At 42.8% G+C, this 23,372-nt stretch carries 20 protein-coding genes, 1 tRNA gene and 1 pseudogene; 14 read left to right on the top strand and 8 right to left on the bottom strand.

What is annotated here, in order from left to right; translation table 11 throughout:
- Nucleotides 1–383: 383 nt before the first annotated feature.
- The 3 genes from EBB54_RS12785 to EBB54_RS12770 all read left to right on the top strand — a co-directional run bounded on the left by EBB54_RS12785 (nt 384) and on the right by EBB54_RS12770 (nt 4,515).
- Complete coding sequence (locus EBB54_RS12785) at nt 384–1,940, top strand: AAA family ATPase (protein WP_125127689.1); 1,557 nt, start codon at nt 384–386, stop codon at nt 1,938–1,940.
- 256 nt (nt 1,941–2,196) lie between these two features.
- Nucleotides 2,197–3,669: an RNA-binding domain-containing protein gene (locus EBB54_RS12775; RefSeq protein WP_004081075.1), complete on the top strand. Its 1,473-nt coding sequence runs from the start codon at nt 2,197–2,199 to the stop codon at nt 3,667–3,669.
- A gap of 120 nt (nt 3,670–3,789) precedes the next feature.
- A complete protein-coding gene (locus EBB54_RS12770; RefSeq protein ID WP_125127688.1) occupies nt 3,790–4,515 on the top strand; it encodes a hypothetical protein in 726 nt (241 codons plus the stop codon).
- Nucleotides 4,516–5,029: 514 nt separating this feature from the next.
- On the opposite strand, the gene EBB54_RS12765 is transcribed toward EBB54_RS12770, so the two are convergent.
- Complete coding sequence (locus EBB54_RS12765) at nt 5,030–5,788, bottom strand: hypothetical protein (RefSeq protein WP_243127651.1); 759 nt, start codon at nt 5,786–5,788, stop codon at nt 5,030–5,032.
- A 287-nt stretch (nt 5,789–6,075) separates the two neighbouring features.
- Here EBB54_RS12765 and EBB54_RS12760 point away from each other — a divergent pair, with 287 nt between their 5' ends.
- Nucleotides 6,076–7,683: an AAA-like domain-containing protein gene (locus EBB54_RS12760; protein ID WP_125127687.1), complete on the top strand. Its 1,608-nt coding sequence runs from the start codon at nt 6,076–6,078 to the stop codon at nt 7,681–7,683.
- A gap of 36 nt (nt 7,684–7,719) precedes the next feature.
- Here the strand turns inward: EBB54_RS12760 and EBB54_RS12755 are convergent, their stop codons facing one another.
- The gene (locus EBB54_RS12755) at nt 7,720–8,109 is read right to left on the bottom strand and encodes a helix-turn-helix transcriptional regulator (RefSeq protein ID WP_004081089.1); all 390 of its coding nucleotides are present in this window, start codon (nt 8,107–8,109) and stop codon (nt 7,720–7,722) included.
- A 235-nt stretch (nt 8,110–8,344) separates the two neighbouring features.
- Nucleotides 8,345–9,928 carry an AAA family ATPase gene (locus tag EBB54_RS12750; RefSeq protein WP_125127686.1) on the bottom strand — a complete coding sequence of 528 codons (1,584 nt, stop codon included), beginning with the start codon at nt 9,926–9,928 and terminating at the stop codon, nt 8,345–8,347.
- Between the two features lie 272 nt (nt 9,929–10,200).
- Between EBB54_RS12750 and EBB54_RS12745 the strand changes: the two genes are divergently transcribed.
- On the top strand, nt 10,201–10,932 hold the full coding sequence (locus EBB54_RS12745; protein ID WP_125130770.1) for a hypothetical protein: 732 nt from the start codon (nt 10,201–10,203) through the stop codon (nt 10,930–10,932).
- 512 nt (nt 10,933–11,444) lie between these two features.
- Here the strand turns inward: EBB54_RS12745 and EBB54_RS12740 are convergent.
- The 3 genes from EBB54_RS12740 to EBB54_RS12730 form a co-directional block, all read right to left on the bottom strand.
- The gene (locus EBB54_RS12740) at nt 11,445–12,200 is read right to left on the bottom strand and encodes a hypothetical protein (RefSeq protein ID WP_243127649.1); all 756 of its coding nucleotides are present in this window, start codon (nt 12,198–12,200) and stop codon (nt 11,445–11,447) included.
- Nucleotides 12,201–12,238: 38 nt separating this feature from the next.
- Complete coding sequence (locus tag EBB54_RS12735; protein ID WP_125127685.1) at nt 12,239–13,288, bottom strand: site-specific integrase; 1,050 nt, start codon at nt 13,286–13,288, stop codon at nt 12,239–12,241.
- A 544-nt stretch (nt 13,289–13,832) separates the two neighbouring features.
- Nucleotides 13,833–13,907, bottom strand: a tRNA-Pro gene (locus EBB54_RS12730).
- Nucleotides 13,908–14,098: 191 nt separating this feature from the next.
- Between EBB54_RS12730 and EBB54_RS12725 the strand changes: the two genes are divergently transcribed.
- The 8 genes from EBB54_RS12725 (at nt 14,099) to EBB54_RS12690 (ending at nt 20,594) form a co-directional block, all read left to right on the top strand.
- Nucleotides 14,099–14,977, top strand: a complete 879-nt coding sequence (locus tag EBB54_RS12725) for a YicC/YloC family endoribonuclease (protein WP_125127684.1) — start codon at nt 14,099–14,101, stop codon at nt 14,975–14,977.
- Nucleotides 14,978–15,052: 75 nt separating this feature from the next.
- Nucleotides 15,053–15,685 carry a guanylate kinase gene (gmk, locus tag EBB54_RS12720; RefSeq protein WP_044990963.1) on the top strand — a complete coding sequence of 211 codons (633 nt, stop codon included), beginning with the start codon at nt 15,053–15,055 and terminating at the stop codon, nt 15,683–15,685.
- A 5-nt stretch (nt 15,686–15,690) separates the two neighbouring features.
- On the top strand, nt 15,691–15,993 hold the full coding sequence (gene rpoZ / locus EBB54_RS12715) for a DNA-directed RNA polymerase subunit omega (protein ID WP_004081058.1): 303 nt from the start codon (nt 15,691–15,693) through the stop codon (nt 15,991–15,993).
- A 256-nt stretch (nt 15,994–16,249) separates the two neighbouring features.
- Nucleotides 16,250–17,575, top strand: coding sequence for a 30S ribosomal protein S12 methylthiotransferase RimO (gene rimO, locus EBB54_RS12710; RefSeq protein ID WP_125127683.1), 1,326 nt, complete (start codon nt 16,250–16,252; stop codon nt 17,573–17,575).
- The gene (pgsA, locus tag EBB54_RS12705; protein ID WP_004081055.1) at nt 17,572–18,114 is read left to right on the top strand and encodes a CDP-diacylglycerol--glycerol-3-phosphate 3-phosphatidyltransferase; all 543 of its coding nucleotides are present in this window, start codon (nt 17,572–17,574) and stop codon (nt 18,112–18,114) included. The genes rimO and pgsA overlap by 4 nt, the downstream gene beginning before the upstream one ends.
- A 1-nt stretch (nt 18,115) precedes the next feature.
- Nucleotides 18,116–18,607, top strand: a complete 492-nt coding sequence (locus EBB54_RS12700) for a CinA family protein (RefSeq protein ID WP_004081054.1) — start codon at nt 18,116–18,118, stop codon at nt 18,605–18,607.
- A 236-nt stretch (nt 18,608–18,843) separates the two neighbouring features.
- Complete coding sequence (locus tag EBB54_RS12695) at nt 18,844–19,536, top strand: iron-sulfur cluster assembly scaffold protein (RefSeq protein WP_004081053.1); 693 nt, start codon at nt 18,844–18,846, stop codon at nt 19,534–19,536.
- Nucleotides 19,537–19,583: 47 nt separating this feature from the next.
- Nucleotides 19,584–20,594, top strand: a complete 1,011-nt coding sequence (locus EBB54_RS12690; RefSeq protein ID WP_004081047.1) for a GGGtGRT protein — start codon at nt 19,584–19,586, stop codon at nt 20,592–20,594.
- A gap of 233 nt (nt 20,595–20,827) precedes the next feature.
- Here the strand turns inward: EBB54_RS12690 and EBB54_RS32620 are convergent.
- Together EBB54_RS32620 and EBB54_RS12680 are read right to left on the bottom strand one after the other, a co-directional pair.
- Nucleotides 20,828–20,920: pseudogene (locus EBB54_RS32620) on the bottom strand (IS982 family transposase); the annotation flags it as partial.
- A gap of 61 nt (nt 20,921–20,981) precedes the next feature.
- Nucleotides 20,982–21,788 (bottom strand): AraC family transcriptional regulator, encoded by an 807-nt coding sequence (locus tag EBB54_RS12680; RefSeq protein ID WP_125127682.1) that lies wholly within the window; start codon nt 21,786–21,788, stop codon nt 20,982–20,984.
- 120 nt (nt 21,789–21,908) lie between these two features.
- Between EBB54_RS12680 and EBB54_RS12675 the strand changes: the two genes are divergently transcribed.
- Complete coding sequence (locus tag EBB54_RS12675; protein ID WP_125127681.1) at nt 21,909–23,222, top strand: extracellular solute-binding protein; 1,314 nt, start codon at nt 21,909–21,911, stop codon at nt 23,220–23,222.
- Nucleotides 23,223–23,372: the final 150 nt, after the last annotated feature.

Genomic DNA, 23,372 nt, shown 5'->3' with positions numbered 1-23,372 from the left:
TTTCCATTACTAATTGTATTTTTTTGCTTATAAATACTAATGTTTTTATAGGATACATTGCTGTAATTATGATAAAAAAATAGCTTTTGAATTAAATAAAAATTTTTTAACAGCCTTTTTCTGTTATCGTTTTGTGGTAGGAGAGGGCTGTTGTTTTTTCCGTATAAAAGCCGGAATACAAACTTTCTGATTTATACTTATATTCTTGAAAAGAAGAAGGCGCAATATCATGTTCCTCGGTCGAAACGGATCGTGTGAACAGTAGCAAAAACTCAATTTGTTCAAGTCAAGTTCCAAAAGATACTGGAAATCCCTGCAGCACCATGATAGAATGAAAAAAAGGACATTGGTTTACCACTGAATCTGGCACAAGGAGGACGGCAATGGCAGTATGTTTAAATACGGATTCCGCAAACAGAATGTTTCATATACTCGCTCATGACAAATATTATGTGGATAAGAGCGGTATGATTGAGATAATGAATGCAAGGATCAATACCATGAACCGGTATATCTGTATCACAAAACCCCGCCGCTTCGGGAAGACTTCGATCGCGAACATGCTTGGGGCATATTATGGAAGATCATATCATTCAGAATCACTTTTCGGGGATTTGAAGATCAGTAAAAGTGAATCATATGCTGCGCATTTAAATCAATATAATGTAATCTATCTGTGCCTAAATGATCTGCCAGATGCCGGAAACACTTATGAAGACTATATCGGTCTCATAAAGGCATCCATAACGGAGGATATAAAAGCGGCTTATCCCGAACTGAAAGAAAAGCAATTCCGCAATATATCAGATCTGCTGACCGCTACAAAGGATCAATTTATTTTTATCATTGACGAATGGGATTATATATTCAGTCATGAACTGTTTCCGGAACATCACAGCGACTTCCTGGAATTTTTGAGGAATCTGCTCAAAGACCGGCCCTATGTGGCGCTTGCCTATATGACAGGGGTTCTTCCCATTAAAAAATACAGTACGGGTTCTGCGCTGAATATGTTTAAAGAATATACCATGCTCAAAGACCCCTTTTTTGAGGAATATTTTGGGTTTACGGAAGATGAGGTAAAAGCGCTATGTGATAAGCAGTCCGCATTGACGATGGACGAGATCAGGGACTGGTACAACGGTTATCAGACAAGAAGCGGGGTTCAGCTGTACAATCCAAGGTCTGTCGTATGTGCATTGGAGGATGCGGTATGTCAAAGCTACTGGACACGGACCGGTAAGATGGATGAAGTGTTATTTTTCCTGAAATATAATATCGGTGAAGTGCGGGATGACGTGGTGAAAATGGTAAATAGCATCCCTGTCAGAATTGAGATTGAAAAAGAATTTTCAGCCGGACAGGAAAAACCGGATAACAAAAAAGAAATTTACTCCGCAATGATCATCTATGGCCTGCTATCCTATCATGATGGAAGCTTATGCATACCAAATAAAGAACTGATGCTGGAATTTGAAGCGTCACTGGAGGATGAGGACTTCGGGTATGTGGCAGAACTTGTCCACAATTCCGGAGAAATTTTGAATGCCACTTTGGATATGAATGGAGACGCTGTCGCAGCATATCTTCACAATATCCATAACAGCGAGCTTCCTATTCTGAAATACAATGATGAAAACAGCTTGTCCTGTGTGGTGACGCTGGCTTATCTTTCTGCCCGCAATAAATATAGAATGGAGCGGGAAGAAAAGAGCGGAAAAGGTTTTGCGGATTTTATCTTTCACCCAATTCGGAGAAATCTCGCAGGGCTTATTCTTGAATTAAAGGCTGATGATACACCAGAGTCTGCTATTGCACAGATTCGGAATAAAGAGTATTATGAAAAACTGAAGAAAGAAAATGTCAAAAATATTCTTGCTGTGGGAATCAGTTATGATACCCACAGTAAGGAACATCAGTGTGTAATTGAGAAATTGTAGAGAAACGTTTCTTGAAAGGGAGGACGCTATAACATCTTACAATCCCGCTCCTCAATGCCCTGGAGCCGCCCTTTCAATAAGATATAAATGTGGGAGCAGGAGTCGTCTGTACTCATTAGAGTCACATTTTTATGCAATTTATTGCAATGAAAATGCGGCTTCGGATTAGCAACCGTACAGTTAGAAATGCTTCATTGATATATATATCTTATGTATAATGGCTATATGCATTCATTAAGGGAAGGAGACAAGGAACATGATTCCACAAGAGTTGCTCAATTTAATTTCTATTGGTGAAAATCATATCGTAGAATTTAAAAAATCTACAACAAATATTACCAAAGATGTCTATGAAAGCGTATGTGCTTTTTCTAATCGAGATGGAGGACATATATTTCTAGGTATAAATGACAATGGAATAATCCAAGGTATAAAGCCAGACTGTATTGAACAGATGAAAAAAGATTTTGTAACTTCGGTAAACAATGGAAACAAAATATACCCTCCTCTCTACCTTACACCTTCTGTCTATGAAGAAGATGGCAAATATATTATCTATATACATGTACCGCAGCATCCAAATGTATGTCGTTGCAATGGAAGAATATATGATCGGAATCATGAAGCAGATATTAACATCACCAATAATGAAAACCTTGTTTATCAACTTTATGCCAGGAAACAAGGTGCCTATTATGTAAATAAAGTATTTCCTGTCTTCAAGGTTACTGATTTACGTCACGACCTGATAGAGCGTGTTCGTGAGATGACTAAAGTACGCGGACAGAACCATCCTTGGAGAGGTATGTCTGATGAAGAACTCCTGCGCAGCACTAATCTGCTTTTGCGTGACAGCGATACAGGAAAGCCAGGAATCACGCTTGCGGCAATTCTGCTGTTTGGCCCAGATGATTTGATTTTTTCTGTGCTTGCTCATCATAAGACAGATGCCATTTTTCGTGTATTTAATCTTGATCGCTACGATGATCGAGACGTTATACTGACAAACCTTTTAGACAGCTATGACCGATTGATTGATTTTGGTAAGAAACACTTGAACGATATATTCGTTATGGATGGAATAATCAGTGTCAGTGCAAGAGACAAAATTCTTCGCGAAATTGTTTCAAATATATTGGCACATCGAGACTTTTCAAGTGCATATGTTGCAAAAATGGTAATTGAAAAAGAACAAATTTATGCTGAAAACAGCAACCGTTCACATGGTTTTGGCAATTTAGAACTTGCATCATTTGAACCGTACCCCAAAAATCCTCCTATCTCCAAGGTGTTTCGTGAAATCGGTCTTGCTGATGAGCTTGGTTCCGGCATGAGAAATACCTATAAATATACTCGGCTATATTCTGGCACAGAGCCTCAATTTATTGAGGGAGATATATTTAAAACAATGATCCCGTTGATCGAAGCTGCAACGGCTACTGTCGGCCCAATCTCAACAATTTCAGATACGAAGTCTACAACCGAAGCTAGTACTGAAGTTAGTACCGAAGCTAGTACTGAAGTTAAGCTAAATACAGAAATGCTGGGGGCCTTATTGGAATTTTGTAAAAGTCCTCGCTCACGCGCAGAAATGCAGGAATTTTGTGAAATCAAAACCGAAAAATATTTCCGTGAGCAAATTATTAAACCCTTGTTAAAATTTAATATATTGAAGCGGACAATCCCTGAAAAACCAAATAGTCCTAAGCAGAAATATATCAAAGTTTAAACTTTCTATCTTAAGATTTCAGCACAAAATTCATCTATATGAGAGGTAGAAAAAGCCGCTAAAAGAAAAAAGAAGATTGTTGCAGTCGCTTTGACAGCAGCAATGTGCTTAGGATTAAGCATGACAGCTTTTGCAGCTAAGAATGAAGGATGGAGCAAGGATGAGCTTTGGAGCCCAAATGTTCTGAAATCGCAGGGACCTGCAGCAGGATTAGGATGGGTTCCAGCAACTGATGCAGACGGTAATATTTTATATTGGACAGATGCAGAAGGCAATAAGCATTATACTTATGCCAATGAGTTTATTGATGCAAGAGATGCCAAGGGGCATAAAGTAGATATTTCTTGGAGAGAGCTCAGCGCTAAGACATTAAAGTCTATTGATGAAGAAGGAAAAGTTGCTGAAATTTTCAAGAAGAATGGCTATAATGTACCGGATGATACAGATTTTATCCCGATTATGAATGGTAATATTACATTTGATGAAGGTGTACCGGCAGGTGGCGGCACATTAACATTCCAGATGGCAGATTTAGGTGTTAATTCTGAAGGTGTTCAGGCTGGCGATACTATTTATGTTATGCAGGAAACAGCTCCGGGATCTGGCGTATGGGAAGTATATGCAGCTACAGTAGGACAGAATCTTGATATCGTAGTTACGCTTCCGCGTAATGGATCAATCGTTCTTGTTAAGACTTTATCTGATGGTACTGTTATTTCTTTAGATCAGACAACCGGTGAAGTTATTGATCGTAAGCCTGCAGATAATGTAGCTAATGACAACGCTGGAAAAGGTACTTCCACTAATGCAAGTGGAGCAACTTCTCCGAAAACAGGTGAATTCTAATTCATCCTTAGGATAAGTTAAAGTAGTTAAGAAACATTCAATTTTATAAAATAATGTAATTTCAATAATATACGTTATTTTGTGTGATAGGTAGCTATAGAACCGCTTTTCTGGTAATAGAAAAGCGGTTCTTGTTATAAGCTTAATAATTTATGGTGAAAAATTTTAATTTTCAATATGCGTCTGTCTTTATAAGTTATTAATTATGTGGTATTGTCCCAATTTTACATTACTTTACCTAACAAGAAAGAAAATACTACAATAAAAACTTAATATTATTGTATATAATACACAAAAATAAGAGATTATATTTGTAAATAACACACAAATTTATGTGATACGCATTTGATACTTAAAATATATACCTTATCAATAAAATAAGAACCGCCTTCCTGACTACCAGAAAGACGGCTCTAAAACTACCTATCACACAAAATAACGTATATTATTGAAATTACATTATTTTATTAATTTGAGTGTTTCTTATTTCTTTAACTTATCCTAATAGGATGAATTAGAATTCACCTGTCTTCGGAGAAGTTGCTCCACTAGCGTTTGTGGATGTACCCTTAGCATTGTTGTTAGCTACATTATCTGCAGGCTTACGATCAATGACTTCACCAGTTGTCTTATCTAATGATATTACTGTACCATCAGATAAAGTCTTAACAAGAACAAGAGCTCCATTACGCGGAAGAGTAACTACAATGTCAAGACCCTGTCCTACTGTAGCTGCATAAACTTCCCATACACCTGAACCAGGTCTTGTTTCCTGCATAACATACAGTGTATCACCAGGCTTAACTTCTGTAGAATCAACACCAAGATCAATTAACTGGAACGTAACTGTGCCGCCACCTGCCGGTACACCTTCATCAAATACGATGTCACCATTCAAAAGTGGAATAAAATCTGTATCATCAGGTACATTGTAACCATTTTTCTCGAAGATTTCAGCTACTTTGCCTTCTTTATTAATAGACTCTAATGTCTTATTGCTAAGCTGTCTCCAGGAAATATCTACTTTATGGCCTTTAGCATCCTTTGCACTTGCAAAGTAACCAACAATACCATTAGGTGTTTCATCCCAGTAACCACCATCGTGAGGTCCATCTGCCTTAAGTGTATCCGGGCTCCAAAGATCATCATTGCTCCATCCGTTTCTAGCTGCAAAAGCTGTCATGCTTAATCCTAAGCACATTGCTGCTGTCAAAGCGACTGCAACAATCTTCTTTTTTCTTTTAGCGGCTTTTTCAGGCGTATATTTCACCATCTGACTACACTTTTTTTATCCTCAAATTTGAAATATTTACAAGATATATTACGGAACAATCCCGCGTAAGATTAAAAATAATATTCCCCAAAAACAGACCATTGTTTCGTTGATATATATTTCTTTTCTATGTATAATAGATATATACCTTTCGAAAAGTAACATAGAAAGGGGATATGATTCCAAAGGAATTACATTTCAGGTTCGATTTCTAGGTTTTAATCTAGGGCTAGCGTGTCAAATATAAAAAAGCATCAAATAACCATTGTTCAGAAAGGCAGGTAAGGATGCGGAAGGAATTTAATATTACAGGGTTATGTGTACCCAAAAAACACTATATGGTCAACTTAAACAGCCGTCTGGAACATCTGAAAAAGATGATAGATAAAGGGAGCTATTTTGCGGTAAATCGTGCAAGGCAGTATGGGAAAACAACAATGCTTGCCGCCTTGGCAGATTTTTTGAAAAATGAATATAGAGTGATATTTTTGGATTTTCAGATTATAGGGAGTGCAATGTACGAAAACGAAGATTCATTTTCCCGTGCATTTGCAGACTGTTTTTTAAGTGAGTTCGATATAGAATATAAAAACAGATCAGAATCCATAGAAAATGCGATACTAGATCTTAAAAGATCCGTCGAATTTCAGGAAGAGTTTTATCTGATGCAGCTTTTTCGCCATTTGACAGCCATATGTGAGCTGTCAGATAAACCCATTGTCCTTATGATTGATGAAGTTGACACTGCTGCGAATAATCAGGTCTTTTTAGACTTCCTCTCTCAATTACGGAACTATTATCTTCAAAGAGAACGGAAGGGAACCGTTACTTTTCATTCTGTTATATTGGCAGGCGTTTATGATATAAAAAATCTGAAAAGAAAACTAAGGCCGGAAGAAGTACACAAGTTGAACAGCCCATGGAACATTGCGGTGGATTTTAAAATGGACATGAGTTTTTCAAAAACTGAGATTGCCGGGATGCTGCAGGAATACGAGTCAGATGTGCATACAGGAATGGATATTGACCAAATGGCAGGACTGATTTATGATGAAACATCCGGATATCCATTTCTGGTATGCCGTTTATGTAAAATAATGGACGAAGAACTGCCAGGGACATTAGCCTTACATCATCCTGCTAATACTTGGAATAGAGAAGGTTTTCTTGCCGCAGTTAGAATGCTGCTCCTGGAAAAAAACACGTTATTTGATTCGCTGAACCATAAGTTAGAAGACTATCCCGAATTGAAAAGAGCAATCTGTAAGCTGCTGTTTAATGGTGACAAGATTGTATATAATCCTGATCTGGAAGAAATTGATATTGCTGTCATGTTTGGGTTTGCAAAACGTGAAGAGGCTGTTGTTGTGATTGCAAATCGCATTTTTGAGACACGCCTCTATAACAGATTTCTGACTTCTGAAGAATGGAAAGAAGATCGTATTACTCAAGCATCCTTTTTAGATAAGAGCGGTTTTGTGGTAGATGGACATCTGAATTTAAGAAAAATTCTCGAAAAATTTGTTCTACATTTTCAAGAATTATATGGGGATAAAGATCAAAAGTTTGTGGAGGAATACGGCAGAAGATTTTTCCTGTTATATCTCAGACCAATCATTAACGGAACTGGAAATTATTATATTGAATCACAGACACGAGATAAAAAGCGTACTGATGTGATCGTGGATTATCGAGGAGAGCAATTTTTAATCGAAATGAAGATATGGCACGGAAAAGAATATCATGAACGCGGAGAAGCCCAACTTACAGAGTATTTGGATATTTACCATAAACAAACAGGTTATATGCTGAGCTTTAACTTTAACAAGAAAAAAGAGACCGGTGTGTTCGACAGGAAGATCGGCAGTAAACAAATCATTGAAGCAGTCGTATAAAATATTTGGTAAGAAAGGCAGAACAGGTGACAGAGATCATCTGTCCTGCCTTTTTACCTGATTCAGCACATATGCGATCAAATGCTGCTTTTCCCATTCGGCACCACGGTATTCCAACACAAATTGAATCTCTTTATCTGTCAGGTAAAGAATATCCTCCATGTTGTGCCTGTAGCAAATATGATAGGGAATCCGATTTTCCTTATACTCATCATGAGAGAATGGCTGACGTACCAATTGATCCAGCGTGATAGAATATACGTCACACAGCTTTGTCAGTAAATCCAGATCCGGAGCCCTTTTTCCAACCTCATAATTAGAATATGCCTGGCGGGAGATGCTGATTTTGTCTGCTAATTTCTGCTGGGTAAAATTGTAGGCTTCTCGATATCTTTTCAAATTGTACGTAAGCTGTATGTTCGCCATAATGTACCTCCGTATATAAGGACAACACTCCTGGAAATTTTGATATATCTGTCAAAAAATGTAATATTTTTATAAAATTATAACATTTATTTCCATGTATGGTATATTATGCAACATATTGTAGAAAGTATATTTTTTGATTAAAAATGCATCGTTTAATTGAAGATGCTTAAAAAAGCAAAAGTGAAGCCAGTATTTTCCAGCAGGTTGATAACCGAAAGAACATCAAATTATCTTATTTAATAAACTTCTCAATTAAACATTCATGTACTTTATTTTTCTTATTGTAATTTATTCCAACAAATAAAATTTCCCCTGTATAGTTTTTAATAGAAGCAACATAGTTTTTGTCCTTAATTTGCTGGAGCGCTGTTTTCGCAGATTCATTCCATTTGAGTTCGATGATCAATGCCGGGATATTCGTATATTCTTTTTTGGGAAGGAATACCAGGTCGGCAAAACCTCGCCCCGTAGGATATTCGCGAACCGGCTTGAAATAATACTGCATTGCACCGAGATATGCAATACTCAGTACACTGCTCAGTGAGTTCTCATTATTATAAGCAATTGCAGACGCATATCCGGAATGTATTTCTTCTACGATCTCCGCAACAGCAGCGCAATCCATATCCAAAGTAGCCCGAACCAGCTCGTCTGACTTATACCGCAGCTCCACAAATTCATTCCATTGAGTATCTTCTGCCGCATCTATAAGCTCGCTTCGGATTTCTTCATTCGGAACAAACGCAGTTTTATTTTTTTCATCATAAGCGAAATATCCCAGATGTATTAGTAAAGTAAGCACGTCATCTTTATTCTTAAAGGTGACCATATCATTCTGATATGATGTTGTTTTCACCTTTACGGATTCTCCGGCAATCATTTGCAGGACTGACGTTTTTAAACCATCAAAATCCATGTTTATCAACGGAAGGATCGATTCGTAAGTACCTGTCTGTGACCAATAGCTTTGAAAATCGCCTCGTATCAATGCGCTTACAACCGCTTTTGGATTATATACATGGCAATCGGAAAGTAAATATCCATCGTACCAGTGTGCTGTTTCTTCAAAATCTTTTTTATATTTTTCACACAATTCTTTTACTTCAATTTCTGTGAAACCTACATAGGGGGCAAGTATGCTGGCATTCAGCATGGTGAACTCATCAAAATTATTCAATGCAGACTGAGTCCTCAATTTCTTGATTGGTAAAATTCCGGTAAGATATGCAAGATGAAGAAATTTTGTGGGTTCTGTTCCTTTAAACAGCCCGCTTAAAAAATTGATATATTCTTCCTGAACTGCAGTATTGGCAGCTTCGTCACGGATCAGCACATCCCATTCATCTATGATAATAATAAATTTCCTGCCGGCTATATTGTTGATGCAGGATAAAGCCTCCGCTAAAGATTTCACAGCTTGAAGGTCAATATCAGGGAATGCGGACTCCAACTCCTGAATGACGCTTTTTTCGATGTAGGATACTACTGCATTGGCAGATTTTGCAGGAGATAAGCACCACTGTACATCAAAATGGATCACATCATATTTGTTGAGATGCTGCCGAAAAAACTTGCTGTTTCCAATAGCCTTTGCAGCGAACATCTGCTCAGAGTCACAGCCTTTGCTGTAATATGCTGTTAACATATTTGCAGTGATTGATTTTCCAAAACGACGCGGTCTGCTGTTGCATATCCATGCCTGATTCGTATCCATTACTTTGTTCGTGTATTCGAGTAAACCGGTTTTATCAACATAGATCTCCGAATTTAGTGCGACCTGGAATGCACTGTTATCCGGATTCAAAAATCTTCCCATATGCTGTACTCCTTTTTTGTGTATCTAAAATTGAATGTGTGATTTGGCTGATTTTTATTATACGTGAGAGTTGTTTAAATAGCCTATATTTTGATCCTGTTTCTTATATTTTTAGTATACTCATAAACGGTAATAATTTCAAGATTTGAGGGGGGATTTCAGCAGGAAATTCGCCTTCAAAGGAGGCTGATGAAAGGGTGAAAAAAGGGGCTAAAAGAAAAAAGAAGATTGTTGCAGTCGCTTTGACAGCAGCAATGTGCTTAGGATTAAGCATGACAGCTTTTGCAGCTAAGAATGAAGGATGGAGTAAGGACGACCTTTGGAGTCCGGATGTGTTAAAAGAGCAGGGACCTGGCGGTCCAGGAGGATTGGGATGGGTTCCGGCAACTGACGCAGATGGTAATATTTTATATTGGACAGATTCAGCAGGCAATGTGTATCATGTATATGCCAACCAGTTTGTTGATGCAAGAGATGCTAAGGGACATAAAGTAGATATCTCTTGGAGAGAGCTTAGTGCTAAGACATTAAAGTCTATTGACGAAGAAGGAAAAGTTGCTGAAATTTTCAAGAAAAATGGCTATAATGTGCCTGATGATACAGATTTTATTCCGATTATGAATGGCAACATTACATTTGATGAGGGTGTACCGGCAGGTGGCGGCACATTAACATTCCAGTTGGCAGACTTAGGTGTTAATTCTGAAGGCGTTCAGGCTGGCGATACTGTTTATGTTATGCAGGAAACAGCTCCGGGATCTGGCGTATGGGAAGTTTATGCAGCTACAGTAGGACAGAATCTTGATATCGTAGTTACGCTTCCGCGCAATGGATCAATTGTTCTTGTTAAGACTTTATCTGACGGTACTGTTATTACTTTAGATCAGACAACTGGTGAAGTTATTGATCGTAAGCCGGCAGATAATGTAGCTAATGACAATGCTGGAAAAGGTACTTCCACTAATGCAAATGGAGCAACTTCTCCGAAGACAGGTGAATTTTAATTCATCCTTAGGATAAGTTAAAGAAGTAAGAAACATTCAATTTTATAAAATAATGTAATTTCAATAATATACGTTATTTTGTGTGATAGGTAGCTAAAGAACCGCTTTTCTGGTGATAGAAAGGCGGTTCTTGTTATATGCTTAACAGTTTGTATTAAAAACTTTTAGCTATTCAATATGCATCTGTCTCTATAAGTTATTAACTATGTGGTATTTATCCCAATTTCACATTACTTTACCTAACAAGAAAGAAAATACTACAACAAAGCCTTATTGTTGTATACAATGCACAAAAATAAGAATTTATATTTGTGCATTGTATACAAATTTACGTGATACGCATTTGATACTTAAAATATATACCTTATCAATAAAATAAGAACCGCCTTCCTGACTACCAGGAAGACGGCTCTAAAACTACCTATCACACAAAATAACGTATATTATTGAAATTACATTATTTTATTAATTTGAGTGTTTCTTATTTCTTTAACTTATCCTAATAGGATGAATTAGAATTCACCTGTCTTCGGAGAAGTTGCTCCACTAGCGTTTGTGGATGTACCCTTAGCATTGTTGTTAGCTACATTATCTGCAGGCTTACGATCAACAACTTCGCCAGTAGTTTTGTTCAATGTTACAACAGTACCATCAGATAAAGTCTTAACAAGAACAAGTGCGCCATTGCGCGGAAGAGTAACAACGATATCAAGATCCTGACCTACTGTAGCCGCATAGATTTCCCATACGCCAGATCCCGGATTTGTCTCCTGCATTACATATACAGTTTCGCCAGGCTTAACACCTTCAGAATCAATACCTAAATCTGCTAACTGGAAAGATACTGTACCACCATTTGCCGGTACACCTTCATCAAAGGTAATATTACCAGTCAAAAGCGGAATAAAATCTGTATCATCAGGAACTTCAAAACCATTCTTCTTGAAGATATCTGCAACTTTTCCTTCTTCATCGATAGACTTTAATGTCTTAGCACTAAGCTCTCTCCATGAAATATCTACTCTATGACCCTTAGCATCTTTTGCGCTAATAAAAGCACTCTCATAACCATTCGGTCCTAAAACCCAATCACCGTCTTCGCTAGGTCCTAAGTCATTAAGAACATCCGGACTCCAAAGATCATCATTGCTCCATCCTGCACTCTTAGCTGCGAAAGCTGTCATGCTTAATCCTAAGCACATTGCTGCTGTCAAAGCGACTGCAACAATCTTCTTTGATGTTAGCCCATCCTCAGAAAGCCCATACATAATGTACCTCCTCATCCATCCGCCATCCCCACATGAAACTATTTTGATACTAAAGCCTGCAGCATATCCGCCACTTCTTCGTGTCGATTTGGGTACAAATGGCCGTAAATATTATTGACCATATCGACCGTATCTCCGATCCGTTCCGCGATCAGAATTGCAGGAAATCCCATCTCGATCAGCAGGGAAACATGGGAGTGGCGGATGTCATGTACACGGATCTGTTTGACCCCTGCGCGGTCGCAAACGTTGTTGAGGGGGATACGGATGGAGGTATTGACCAGAGGGATCAGCCGGTCCGATTTTTTCAGGCCATAGGTTTCCTGGATGTATACCCGGATCTGGTCACACAAAAAATCCGGGATTGGAACGGTCCGGATGCTGTTGGTAGTTTTGGGGGAGGTGATGACATCCTCCCCGTGAATCCTGTGAAATGTCTTTGTCACATGTATGACTTTCTTTTCCAGGTCAATATCCGCCGGGGTGAGGGCCAGGGCTTCACCGCAGCGCAGTCCTGCATAATAGAGGATACTGTACAGTATGTGGTGGGTCGGATTTTTTACACAGGCAATCAGCGTTTTAAATTCTTCATGAGTCCAGAACTGCATCCTCTTGGGTTTGCTGCTCCCGATCAGGCCGGCTACCTTGCAGGGATTCTGGGGAAGGCCGTAATATTTCACCGCAAAATTCAATATGGCGTTCAACTGTCCGTTGATATTGCGCTGAGTGGTAGGCTTTAAGCCGTCCTCAATCAGACGGTTCTGCCATTTCCGCACATCGGCCGCGGTGATCTGGTTGATGGGCTTGTCCTTGAAAAAAGGAAGCACCCGGCTTTCCACGCATTGGCTTTTGGAATTTACGGAAGAACGCTTCAAACGTGATTGAATATCCTCCAGATATAATTGATAAAGCGCCTGGAAGGTCATATTCGGACTTCCAGATTGTTTTTCAAGAAAAATACGTTCCCATTCCTTTGCTTCGCGCTGCAGCTTAAAGCCGCGTTTCATTTTCTGACGGCGTATGCCGGTCCAGTCAATATAATAAAATTTGCAGTACCATGTGCCTCGTTTTTCGTCTTTGTAAGTCATGTGATCATTTCCCTCCTGTCTGGTAAAGGTTCGCAGTCCATGTTCGGAACAACATATTTACTGCGTGGTTTGTATCAGAAACGTAATTACAAATGAATTTGACGATGTTTTGACTCCAAAGAAGGAAAAAACACATGTTTTTATACAAAAGATATGAAATTGCCAGACACGTTTATTTTAAGAAAAATGCATATGCCAGGTTTCAGGAAGTGAGAAGTCTTATTGATAGACTTTTTCAGCATATCATATCTAAAAAAGAAATACCACTACCAGATCTGTATCTTTTTTATACACATATATGAGAAATAGGTTCATGATCACACATTTTTTGTGTTCAGGGATTCAAAAAATAATCGCTGGAACAGACTGACAGAGAGAACGCCGCGCTTAAACACAAAAAAATAGTATAACATGAAATGCTATACTATCAACTGAATAACCAATATAATACAAAAATTAGTGTACCGGCCACATTATATATCAAGAAACCGCCTTGTAGGTTTTTGATTGGATATGATGCGGCAGGTTTTGCTGTAAAAGCGAATCGGGGTGACAGGATTCGAACCTGCGACCTCACGGCCCCCAGCCGTGCGCTCTAACCAAACTGAGCCACACCCCGCCAACGAATACTATTATATTGGATAAGAGCGGAAATGTAAAGAGAAATTTGAAAAAATTTCAAGATTTGGAAAAGTTACGGCAAAAGTTAAGATCAAAGAGTTGACCGGATCATCATTTCAGGGTTATAATAGACGGGCATACATGAATTTGATAAGTGTAAAATATGACAGACTATAGAGGGCGAGAATCATGATAAGAAGCATGACGGGTTTTGGAAGGTGCGAGTATCAGCAGGATTCCCGGAAGTTTACGGCCGAATTGAAGAGCGTAAACCATCGGTATCTGGATGTGAATATCCGGATGCCGAAGAAGCTGAATTTTTTTGACGGCGCGATCCGGACGCTGCTGAAGAACTATGCAAGCCGCGGGAAGATTGACATTTTCATCATGTATGAAGATGTATCCGAAGCGCAGGGGAGCTTAAAGTACAATGCGGCTCTTGCGGGAGAGTATGTGAAGTATCTCCGGCAGATGGCGGAGGAATTTGGCCTGGATGACCATTTGAGTTTGACTACGCTGGCGCGCTGTCCGGATGTCCTGACGATGGAAGAGCAGTCCGTGGATGAAGAGGAGCTCTGGAAGGGCTTACGGACCGTCCTGGAAGGAGCATTTGCGCAGTTTGTATCGGCAAGAACAACCGAAGGGGAGAACTTGAAAAAAGATATCCTTGCAAAGCTTTCCGGAATGGAGGTCGTGATCGCGGGGATCGAAGAGCATTCTCCGGAAATTGCGGTGCAGTACCGGGCGAAGCTGGAGGAAAAGGTGCGGGAGCTTCTGGGAGACGTGCAGTTGGAGGAAAGCCGGATTGCGGCGGAGGTCATCCTGTTTGCGGACAAGATCTGCACGGACGAAGAGGTGGTGCGCCTGAAGAGCCACATTTCCCATATGCGCGATACGCTGGAGGAGTCCGAGGGGATCGGGCGGAAGCTGGATTTTATCGCACAGGAGATGAACCGGGAGGCCAACACGATCCTGTCCAAGGCCAACGACCAGGAGATCTCGAACCTGGCGATCAGCTTAAAGACTGAGATCGAGAAGATACGGGAACAGATTCAGAATATTGAGTAACGGTTCGGAACAGCAGCAAATTGAAAAAGCGGGCTGAATCCATGACAGATTGATTCGGATGAGGTGAGGCACATGATGGATTCCAAAGGGATTTTGATCGTTGTATCCGGGTTTTCCGGAGCGGGAAAAGGTACGCTGATGAAGGAGCTTTTAAAAAATTATCCGGGGCAGTATACCTTGTCGATTTCTGCGACTACAAGGCAGCCGCGTGACGGAGAAGCGCACGGAAGAGAGTATTTTTTCATTACAAAAGAAGAATTTGAAAAAATGATTGCGGAAGATCAGTTGATAGAGTATGCTAGATACGTAGACAATTACTATGGGACGCCCCGCGCCTATGTGGAGCAGAAGCTGGAGGAAGGAAAGGATGTCATCCTGGAGATCGAGATCCAGGGCGCCATGAAGGTGAAGGAGGCATTTCCGGAGACCGTGCTTTTGTTCGTCACTCCGCCGACAGCATGTGAGCTGAAAAACCGGCTGACGGGCAGGGGGACGGAGTCGGAGGCTGTGATTGATTCCAGGCTCCGGCGCGCTGTGGAGGAAGCGGACGGTATGGACCGGTACGATTATCTGGTCGTCAACGATGACCTGGAGATATGCACAAGGGAGCTGCATGATATCATCCAGGGAGAACACCGCCGGAGCTTCCGGAATACGGAGTTTATGGAGAGAATCAAGCAGGATTTGCAGAGACTGAAAGGAGAGTAAGAAGTATGTTGCATCCGTCATATACAGATTTGATGAAAGTGGTAAACAAGGATGTGGAAGAGGGTGAGACTAAGATCGTCAACAGCCGGTATTCCATTGTGCTTGCGACGTCTAAAAGGGCCAGACAGATCATCGACGGCGAGCTGCCGATGGTCAATGTAAGAGGCGAGGCAAAACCCCTCTCTCTGGCGATCCAGGAGCTGAACGAAGGAAAATTAAAGATCATCGCTGAAAATGCGGGCGCCGAGGAAACGGAAATCGAAGCGGAAGCGGAGGTTCTGACGGAGGAAGCTGCGGCTGCGGAATAAGACAGAAGGCCGGTTGCCGGTATGCTTTCCGCAGAGGAAGTTAAGACAGAAGGCTTGCCGCCGGCATAAGTTCCGCAGTGGAAGCTGAGACAGAAGGCCAGCCGTAGGCATACGTTCTGCAGAGGAAGTTAAGACAGAAAGCCAGCCGCCGGCAGCCTTTCGGCATACGATGTATTAGGAAGGCTATCCCTATCTTTTTGCATAGGTGATAGCCGTATTTCGTTACAATCAGGTGATTCTGAATGGAGAAATGAATATGAAAATTTTATTGATCTCTCTGGGGTGCGACAAGAATCTTGTGGACACGGAGGTGATGCTGGGGCTTTTGGCATCCCGCGGCCATGAGATGACGGACGATGAAGCAAAGGCGGAGGTGATCATCATCAATACCTGCTGCTTTATCCACGATGCCAAGGAGGAGAGCATCCAAAACATCCTGGAGATGGCAGAATATAAAAAGAAGGGAAGCCTGAAAGCGTTGATCGTAACCGGATGCCTGGCCCAGCGTTACCGGCAGGAGATTCTGGACGAGATCCCGGAGGTGGACGCGGTGCTTGGCACCACAGCTTATGACCAGATCCTGGAAGCGATGGATGCGGCACTTGCGGGAAAACCGGAGGTGCGGCTTGCAGATCTGCAGGCCCTTCCGGCGGTGGAGACAAAACGGCTGGTGACGACGGGAGGGCATTATGCATATTTAAAGATCGCCGAGGGCTGTGACAAGCACTGTACCTACTGCATCATTCCCCGGATTCGGGGGAACTACCGCAGCGTGCCCATGGAACGGCTTCTGGACGAAGCGGAGGAACTGGCAGAGGAGGGGGTCAGGGAGCTGATCCTGGTAGCCCAGGAGACTACCCTGTACGGAAAAGACATTTACGGAGAAAAAAAGCTTCCGGAACTTCTGCGCCGGCTCTGCAGGATTCAGGGGCTTCGATGGGTCCGCATCCTGTACTGTTATCCGGAGGAGATCACGGACGAGCTGATCCGGGTGATGAAAGAAGAGCCGAAGATCTGCCATTATCTGGATCTGCCGATCCAGCATGCCAATGACAGGATATTAAAGCGGATGGGACGCAGGACGACGAAACAGCAGTTGACAGAGATGGTGGAAAAGCTGCGCAGGGAGATTCCGGATATCTGTCTTCGGACGACGCTGATCACCGGATTCCCCGGGGAGACTGCAGAGGAGCACGAGGAACTGGTTGATTTTGTGGATCAGATGGAATTTGACCGGCTGGGCGTGTTTACCTATTCGCCGGAGGAGGATACGCCGGCGGCAGATCTGCCGGATCAGATCGAGGAAGAAGTAAAGCAGGAGAGGCAGGCCGAGATCATGGAGCTGCAGCAGGAGATAGCCTTTGAAAACGCGGAAGCGATGGTAGGCAGGGAAGTACTGGTTCTGATTGAGGGCCGGGTAGCGGATGAAAATGCCTATGTAGGGCGGACTTACCGGGATGCCCCCGGTGTGGACGGAATGATTTTTGTAGAGACGGGAGAACTGCTGCTCTCCGGCGATTTTGCCCGGGTGAAAGTCACCGGAGCGTTGGAATATGATTTGATAGGAGGACTTGTAGAATGAATTTACCAAATAAACTGACGGTTTTGAGGATTATTATGGTGCCATTTTTTGTGTTTTTTATGCTGACGGATACAGGGGGAGCGGCTAATAAATGGATCGCCCTTGTGCTGTTCTGTATAGCCAGCCTGACAGATCTGCTGGACGGCAAGATCGCCAGAAAATACAACCTGGTCACGAATTTCGGAAAATTTATGGATCCCCTGGCGGACAAGCTGCTGGTTTGCTCCGCGATGATCTGTATGATTGAATCCGGCCAGCTTTCGGCAGCGTTTGTGATCATCATCATTGCCAGGGAGTTTATCATCAGCGGCTTTCGGCTGGTGGCTTCCGACAACGGGGTGGTGATTGCGGCCAGCTACTGGGGGAAATTCAAGACCGTTTCCCAGATGGCAATGGTGATCCTGCTGATTGCGGATTTCGGAGGTGCGTTCGATCTGGTCTGTGAGGCGCTGATCTGGATCTCCCTGGCTCTGACCATCATTTCACTGGTGGACTATGTGGCGAAAAACCGGCAGGTTCTGACCCAGGGGGGAATGTAGGATGGAAGCCGGGAATCAAAAAGAGACACCGGAGGAGCGGGTGGTCCGCCTTCTGAAGGAGAAAAATCTGCGGATCACCGCGGCAGAATCCTGTACCGGCGGTATGATTGCCGGGGCGCTGGTCAATGTGGCCGGCGCCTCAGACGTATTCGGCGAATCCTATGTGACCTATTCCAACGAGGCCAAGCAGCGCCTGGTGGGGGTTCGGACGGAAACGCTGGAGCAGTTCGGCGCGGTCAGTGAGCAGACCGCCTGGGAGATGGCTGCAGGCGCGGCCCGTGCTGCAGGCGCGGACGTGGCCTTAAGCTCTACCGGGATTGCAGGCCCGGGAGGGGGCACGCCCCAAAAGCCGGTGGGACTGGTCTATATCGGCTGCTGTGTACAGGGCAGCGTACAGGTTCGTAAACTGCGTTTTTATGGCAGCAGGATGGAGAACCGGACCCGCACGGTGGAAGAAGCGCTCCGGTTTGCGGCAGAGATGCTGGGCGGCTGAGAAGCCCGGGATTTCTGAGGTTTTGTGAATGTTCCTCAGATGCCTGTCTGAATCGATAATATAGACAAAAAAATAGGAAAATCTTGTACAAACTAACAATTGACGTACAGAAAAATTTGTGCGAAAATAACTGTAGTGTGATGTTAATTTAACATACTTTATGGAATGTAGATGCTCTATAAGGTATCCGGCATTATACGAGAGAAAAATCATACATATTTGAAAGGAGTATTAACATGATTTATTCACATGAAGTAGAAATGATGTGTCCGGTAGCCCAGGGTGCGAATCACGGACCAGCTCCGATCCCGGAAGAAGCAAAATGGGTAAAAGCAAAAGAAGTAAAAGATATTTCCGGCTTTACACATGGCGTTGGCTGGTGTGCTCCGCAGCAGGGTGCATGTAAGCTGACACTCAACGTAAAGGACGGTATCATCCAGGAAGCGCTTGTTGAGACACTCGGATGTTCCGGAATGACCCATTCCGCAGCTATGGCATCTGAGATCCTTCCGGGCAAGACTATTCTTGAAGCATTGAATACGGATCTTGTATGTGATGCCATCAATACGGCAATGAGAGAATTATTCCTTCAGATTGTTTACGGAAGAACCCAGAGCGCATTTTCAGAGGACGGGCTTGCCATCGGCGCAGGACTTGAGGACCTTGGAAAGGGACTTCGCTCTCAGGTTGGTACTATGTATGGAACACTGGCAAAAGGGCCTCGTTATCTGGAGATGGCAGAAGGCTATGTAACAGGAATCGCTTTGGACGGCAATGATGAGATCATCGGATACCAGTTTGTCAACCTCGGAAAGTTTACGGATTTCATCAAAGCAGGCGATGAGCCGAATGAAGCATGGGAGAAGGCAAAAGGACAGTACGGACGTGTTGCGGACGCTGCTAAGATCATCGACCCGCGTAAAGAATAGTCACATGCCTGTCAAAGGTTTCTAAAATAATTCAGGAGGATAATGAGATGGCTTTATTTGAATCATATGAGAGAAGAATTGATAAAATCAATGAAGTTTTAAACAGCTATGGCATTGCTTCTATCGAAGAGGCAGAAAAGATCACGAAGGATGCCGGGCTTGACGTTTACAACCAGGTAAAGGGCATTCAGCCGATCTGTTTTGAAAATGCATGCTGGGCATACACAGTAGGCGCGGCAATCGCGATCAAAAAGGGATGCAAGTCTGCGGCGGATGCGGCGGCAGCAATCGGAGAGGGTCTTCAGGCTTTCTGTATTCCGGGATCTGTTGCGGATCAGCGTAAGGTAGGCTTGGGACACGGCAACCTGGGCAAGATGCTTCTGGAAGACGAGACAGACTGCTTCGCGTTTTTGGCAGGCCACGAGTCCTTTGCGGCAGCAGAAGGCGCGATCGGTATCGCTGAGAAAGCAAACAAGGTTCGTAAAAAACCACTGCGTGTTATCCTGAACGGACTTGGAAAAGACGCTGCGAAGATCATTTCCAGGATCAACGGATTTACCTATGTAGAGACAGATTATGACTACTTCACAGGAGAACTCAAGGAAGTACAGAGAATCGCATACTCAGACGGACTTCGTTCCAAGGTAAACTGCTACGGCGCCAACGACGTGCGCGAGGGCGTTGCGATCATGCACAAGGAAGGTGTAGACGTTTCCATCACCGGAAATTCCACCAACCCGACCCGTTTCCAGCATCCGGTAGCAGGTACTTACAAGAAAGAATGCGTGGAGCAGGGCAAGAAGTACTTCTCTGTGGCATCCGGCGGCGGCACAGGACGTACACTGCATCCGGACAACATGGCGGCAGGCCCGGCTTCCTATGGTATGACAGATACATTGGGACGTATGCACTCTGACGCTCAGTTTGCAGGTTCCTCATCCGTACCGGCTCACGTTGAGATGATGGGTCTGATCGGCGCTGGTAATAACCCGATGGTCGGCATGACTGTTGCGGTTGCGGTTTCTGTAGAAGAAGCGGCTAAGGCTGGCAAGTTCTGAGAAATAGTGTAAAATCAAGGGCTATACTGAAATCACATGATAAATGATCCAGTATAGCCTTTTTTATTTGATTTTCTGAATTTCCTGATGCAAATCCTCAATTGCCCTATGGGTATATGTCTTTTCCGTGATATCCTCTACAGCATGGCCAACGAATAATTTCAGAATGTGCTCATTCATATCTGCAGCCTTTGCCATAGTGATGAAAGAGTGCCGGGCATCGTGCGGCCTATGCTTCTATAATTAGAAGGCTTCAGCGACATCAGACATATCTCTTTTCTGTGCATGTCATCGTAAAGGTTTTCACCTATGTATCCTTTATCTCCAAGATCCTTGTTTCTCTGGCGGCCCAATATTGGAAACTGCATTTATAGGCACAGGAGCCCTTTACTTTATCCTGCGGAATTCGAGGGGCGTAACCCCGGTCGCTTTTTTGAACATGGCGATAAAATGGCTGGAATCTGTAAATCCGGTTTTGGCGGCAATCTGCTGAACCTCCATTCTGGGATGGGATACCAGAAACTCTCTGGCCCGGTTGATCCGGTAGGAGGTCAGATATCCATAGACCGAACAGTCTAAAAAACGGCGGAAAAGGCGGGACAGGTATTGGGGGGTGATATAAACCTTTCTGCTCAGTTCCTGTACGGTCAGTTCCTCAGTGTAATTTGCCTCAATCTCCTTTAAAACAGGCTCTACATAACGGAGATATAGCGGCTCGTCTGTCATGATACGGGTGTAGATACTGTCTGTAAAATTCATCAGCAGGCAATAGCATTTGAGCGAAAGTGTATGGGTATCCAGCGACAGAGTTTCCCAATTGTCCATGACGTCATTGATCAGGGCGCCGATGCGTGCACCCTGCTCTTTTTCTATAAAGATGACAGGTCTGTTGCCTACCATTTTGTCAATGCTGCTGTCTATGGTTCCGGTAAAGGTGGCAAAAGCAACATACCATTCTTCCGTATTTTTTCCATAGGAATGACTGAGATATGGGGAGATCAGAATGCCCTCGTTCTCATGCAGGACATAGGCACTTCCTTGAACTTCCACGGTTCCGCTGCCGCTTTCGGTGTGCAGATAATGGTAAAAAGGATACCCTTTCGGGCGTACGATCCGATCCTGGTTCCAGCAGTTACCAATCGATTCAAAAACAAAGGGTTCATTAATCGTGGGATTTTTAAAATGCATTGGCATAAGTATCACCTGTTTCCAAATATTATATTATTTAGTTTAACATACTACACTTTCATTTGTCTATCCATAATATAATAAGCAGGAAATAAAAAACGAAAAAAACAAGGAGGACAAAGATTCATGAAGAAAAAGTTACTTTCAACAATGCTTGCGGGTACGATGTTTATTTTGCTTGCAGCATGCGGCGGCGAATCCGCGGGTGATGGAGAGGAACCGTCAGAAGAAGGGAAAGGCGGCGAAAACAAGCTTGTTGTGTGGACCTGGGACCCGTCGTTCAACATTCCCGCGATTGAAGAAGCTGGAGAGATCTACAGGGAAACAGTGGATGAGAATTTTACCGTTGAAGTCATTGAGACAACGTCTGCGGACTGTGAGACGAAGCTGCAGACCTGTGCGGAATCCGGTGATTTTGGAACCATGCCGGATATTGTTTTGATGCAGGACAAATCATTTCAGAAGTTCGTTTCCTTTTATCCGGAGGCATTTACAGATCTCACGGACAGCGGAATTGATTTTTCGGAATTTGCAGAAGGCAAACTGAGTTACTCGATAGCAGAAGGCAAAAATTACGGAGTACCCTTTGACAATGCGGCTGTGATATCCTGCTACAGGACAGATATTCTCGATGAAGCTGGCTATACTATAGATGATATTACCGATGTGGATTGGGATCAGTTTATTGAGATTGGAAAAGCAGTGAAGGAAAAAACAGGAAAATTTATGCTTTCAGGACAGGCAGGCAGCCAGGATATCATTATGATGATGCTGCAGTCCGCAGGAGAGTCTCTATTCAATGAGGATGGAAGCCCCAATATTGTCGGAAATAAGCCTTTGAATGAGTGTATTGATATTTACCAGAGGATGGTAAAAGAAGGGATTTTTTATGAAGTCAATGAGTGGGACGAGTATGTGTCTTCCATTACGAATGAACTGTGTGCAGGCACGATTAATGGAAATTGGGTGACAGCGACGATCATGGGCATGGAGGATACATCCGGCAAGTGGGCGATTACAAATATGCCCAAGCTTGTGGAGACTTCCGGCGCCACAAATTATTCCAACAACGGCGGATCATCCTGGTATGTGACCACCAACTGTAAAAATAAGGAGCTTGCGTTCGATTTCCTTGGCAAAACATTTGCCGGAAGTGTAGATCTGTATGCAAATATCCTTCCTGTAACAGGGGCGATCGGTACATGGGGGCCTGCGGCGGAATCGGATGCCTATCAGGAACCGCAGGAATTCTGGAGCAATGAGCCGATCTTTCTGAAGATTGTGGAGTATGCAGAGAAGACACCTACCTGCAACAACAGTCCGTATTTTTCTGACGTACGCGATGTTGTTTCTACGGCAATCCAGGATATCATGGCAGGAGGAGAGCCGGAAGAAATATTAGAAAAGGCGCAGGCTGACGCGGAATTTTATTATCAATGATGGTTGTGATCAATGGTAAGCAGGGGGAACCGTCATGCGGTTCCCTTTTGTGTGTAAAAAAGAAGAACAGATATACAATAAAATGTTTGAAAATTAGCAGCGGGTACAATATATTGTGTCTGATGACCAAAAAAATAAAGGGGGTTTTTC

The sequence above is a fragment of the Schaedlerella arabinosiphila genome (assembly GCF_003885045.1).
Lineage (GTDB): Bacteria > Bacillota > Clostridia > Lachnospirales > Lachnospiraceae > Schaedlerella > Schaedlerella arabinosiphila.
The sequence above is the reverse complement of the archived record's forward strand: the minus strand, read 5'-3'. Positions and strand labels throughout refer to the sequence as shown.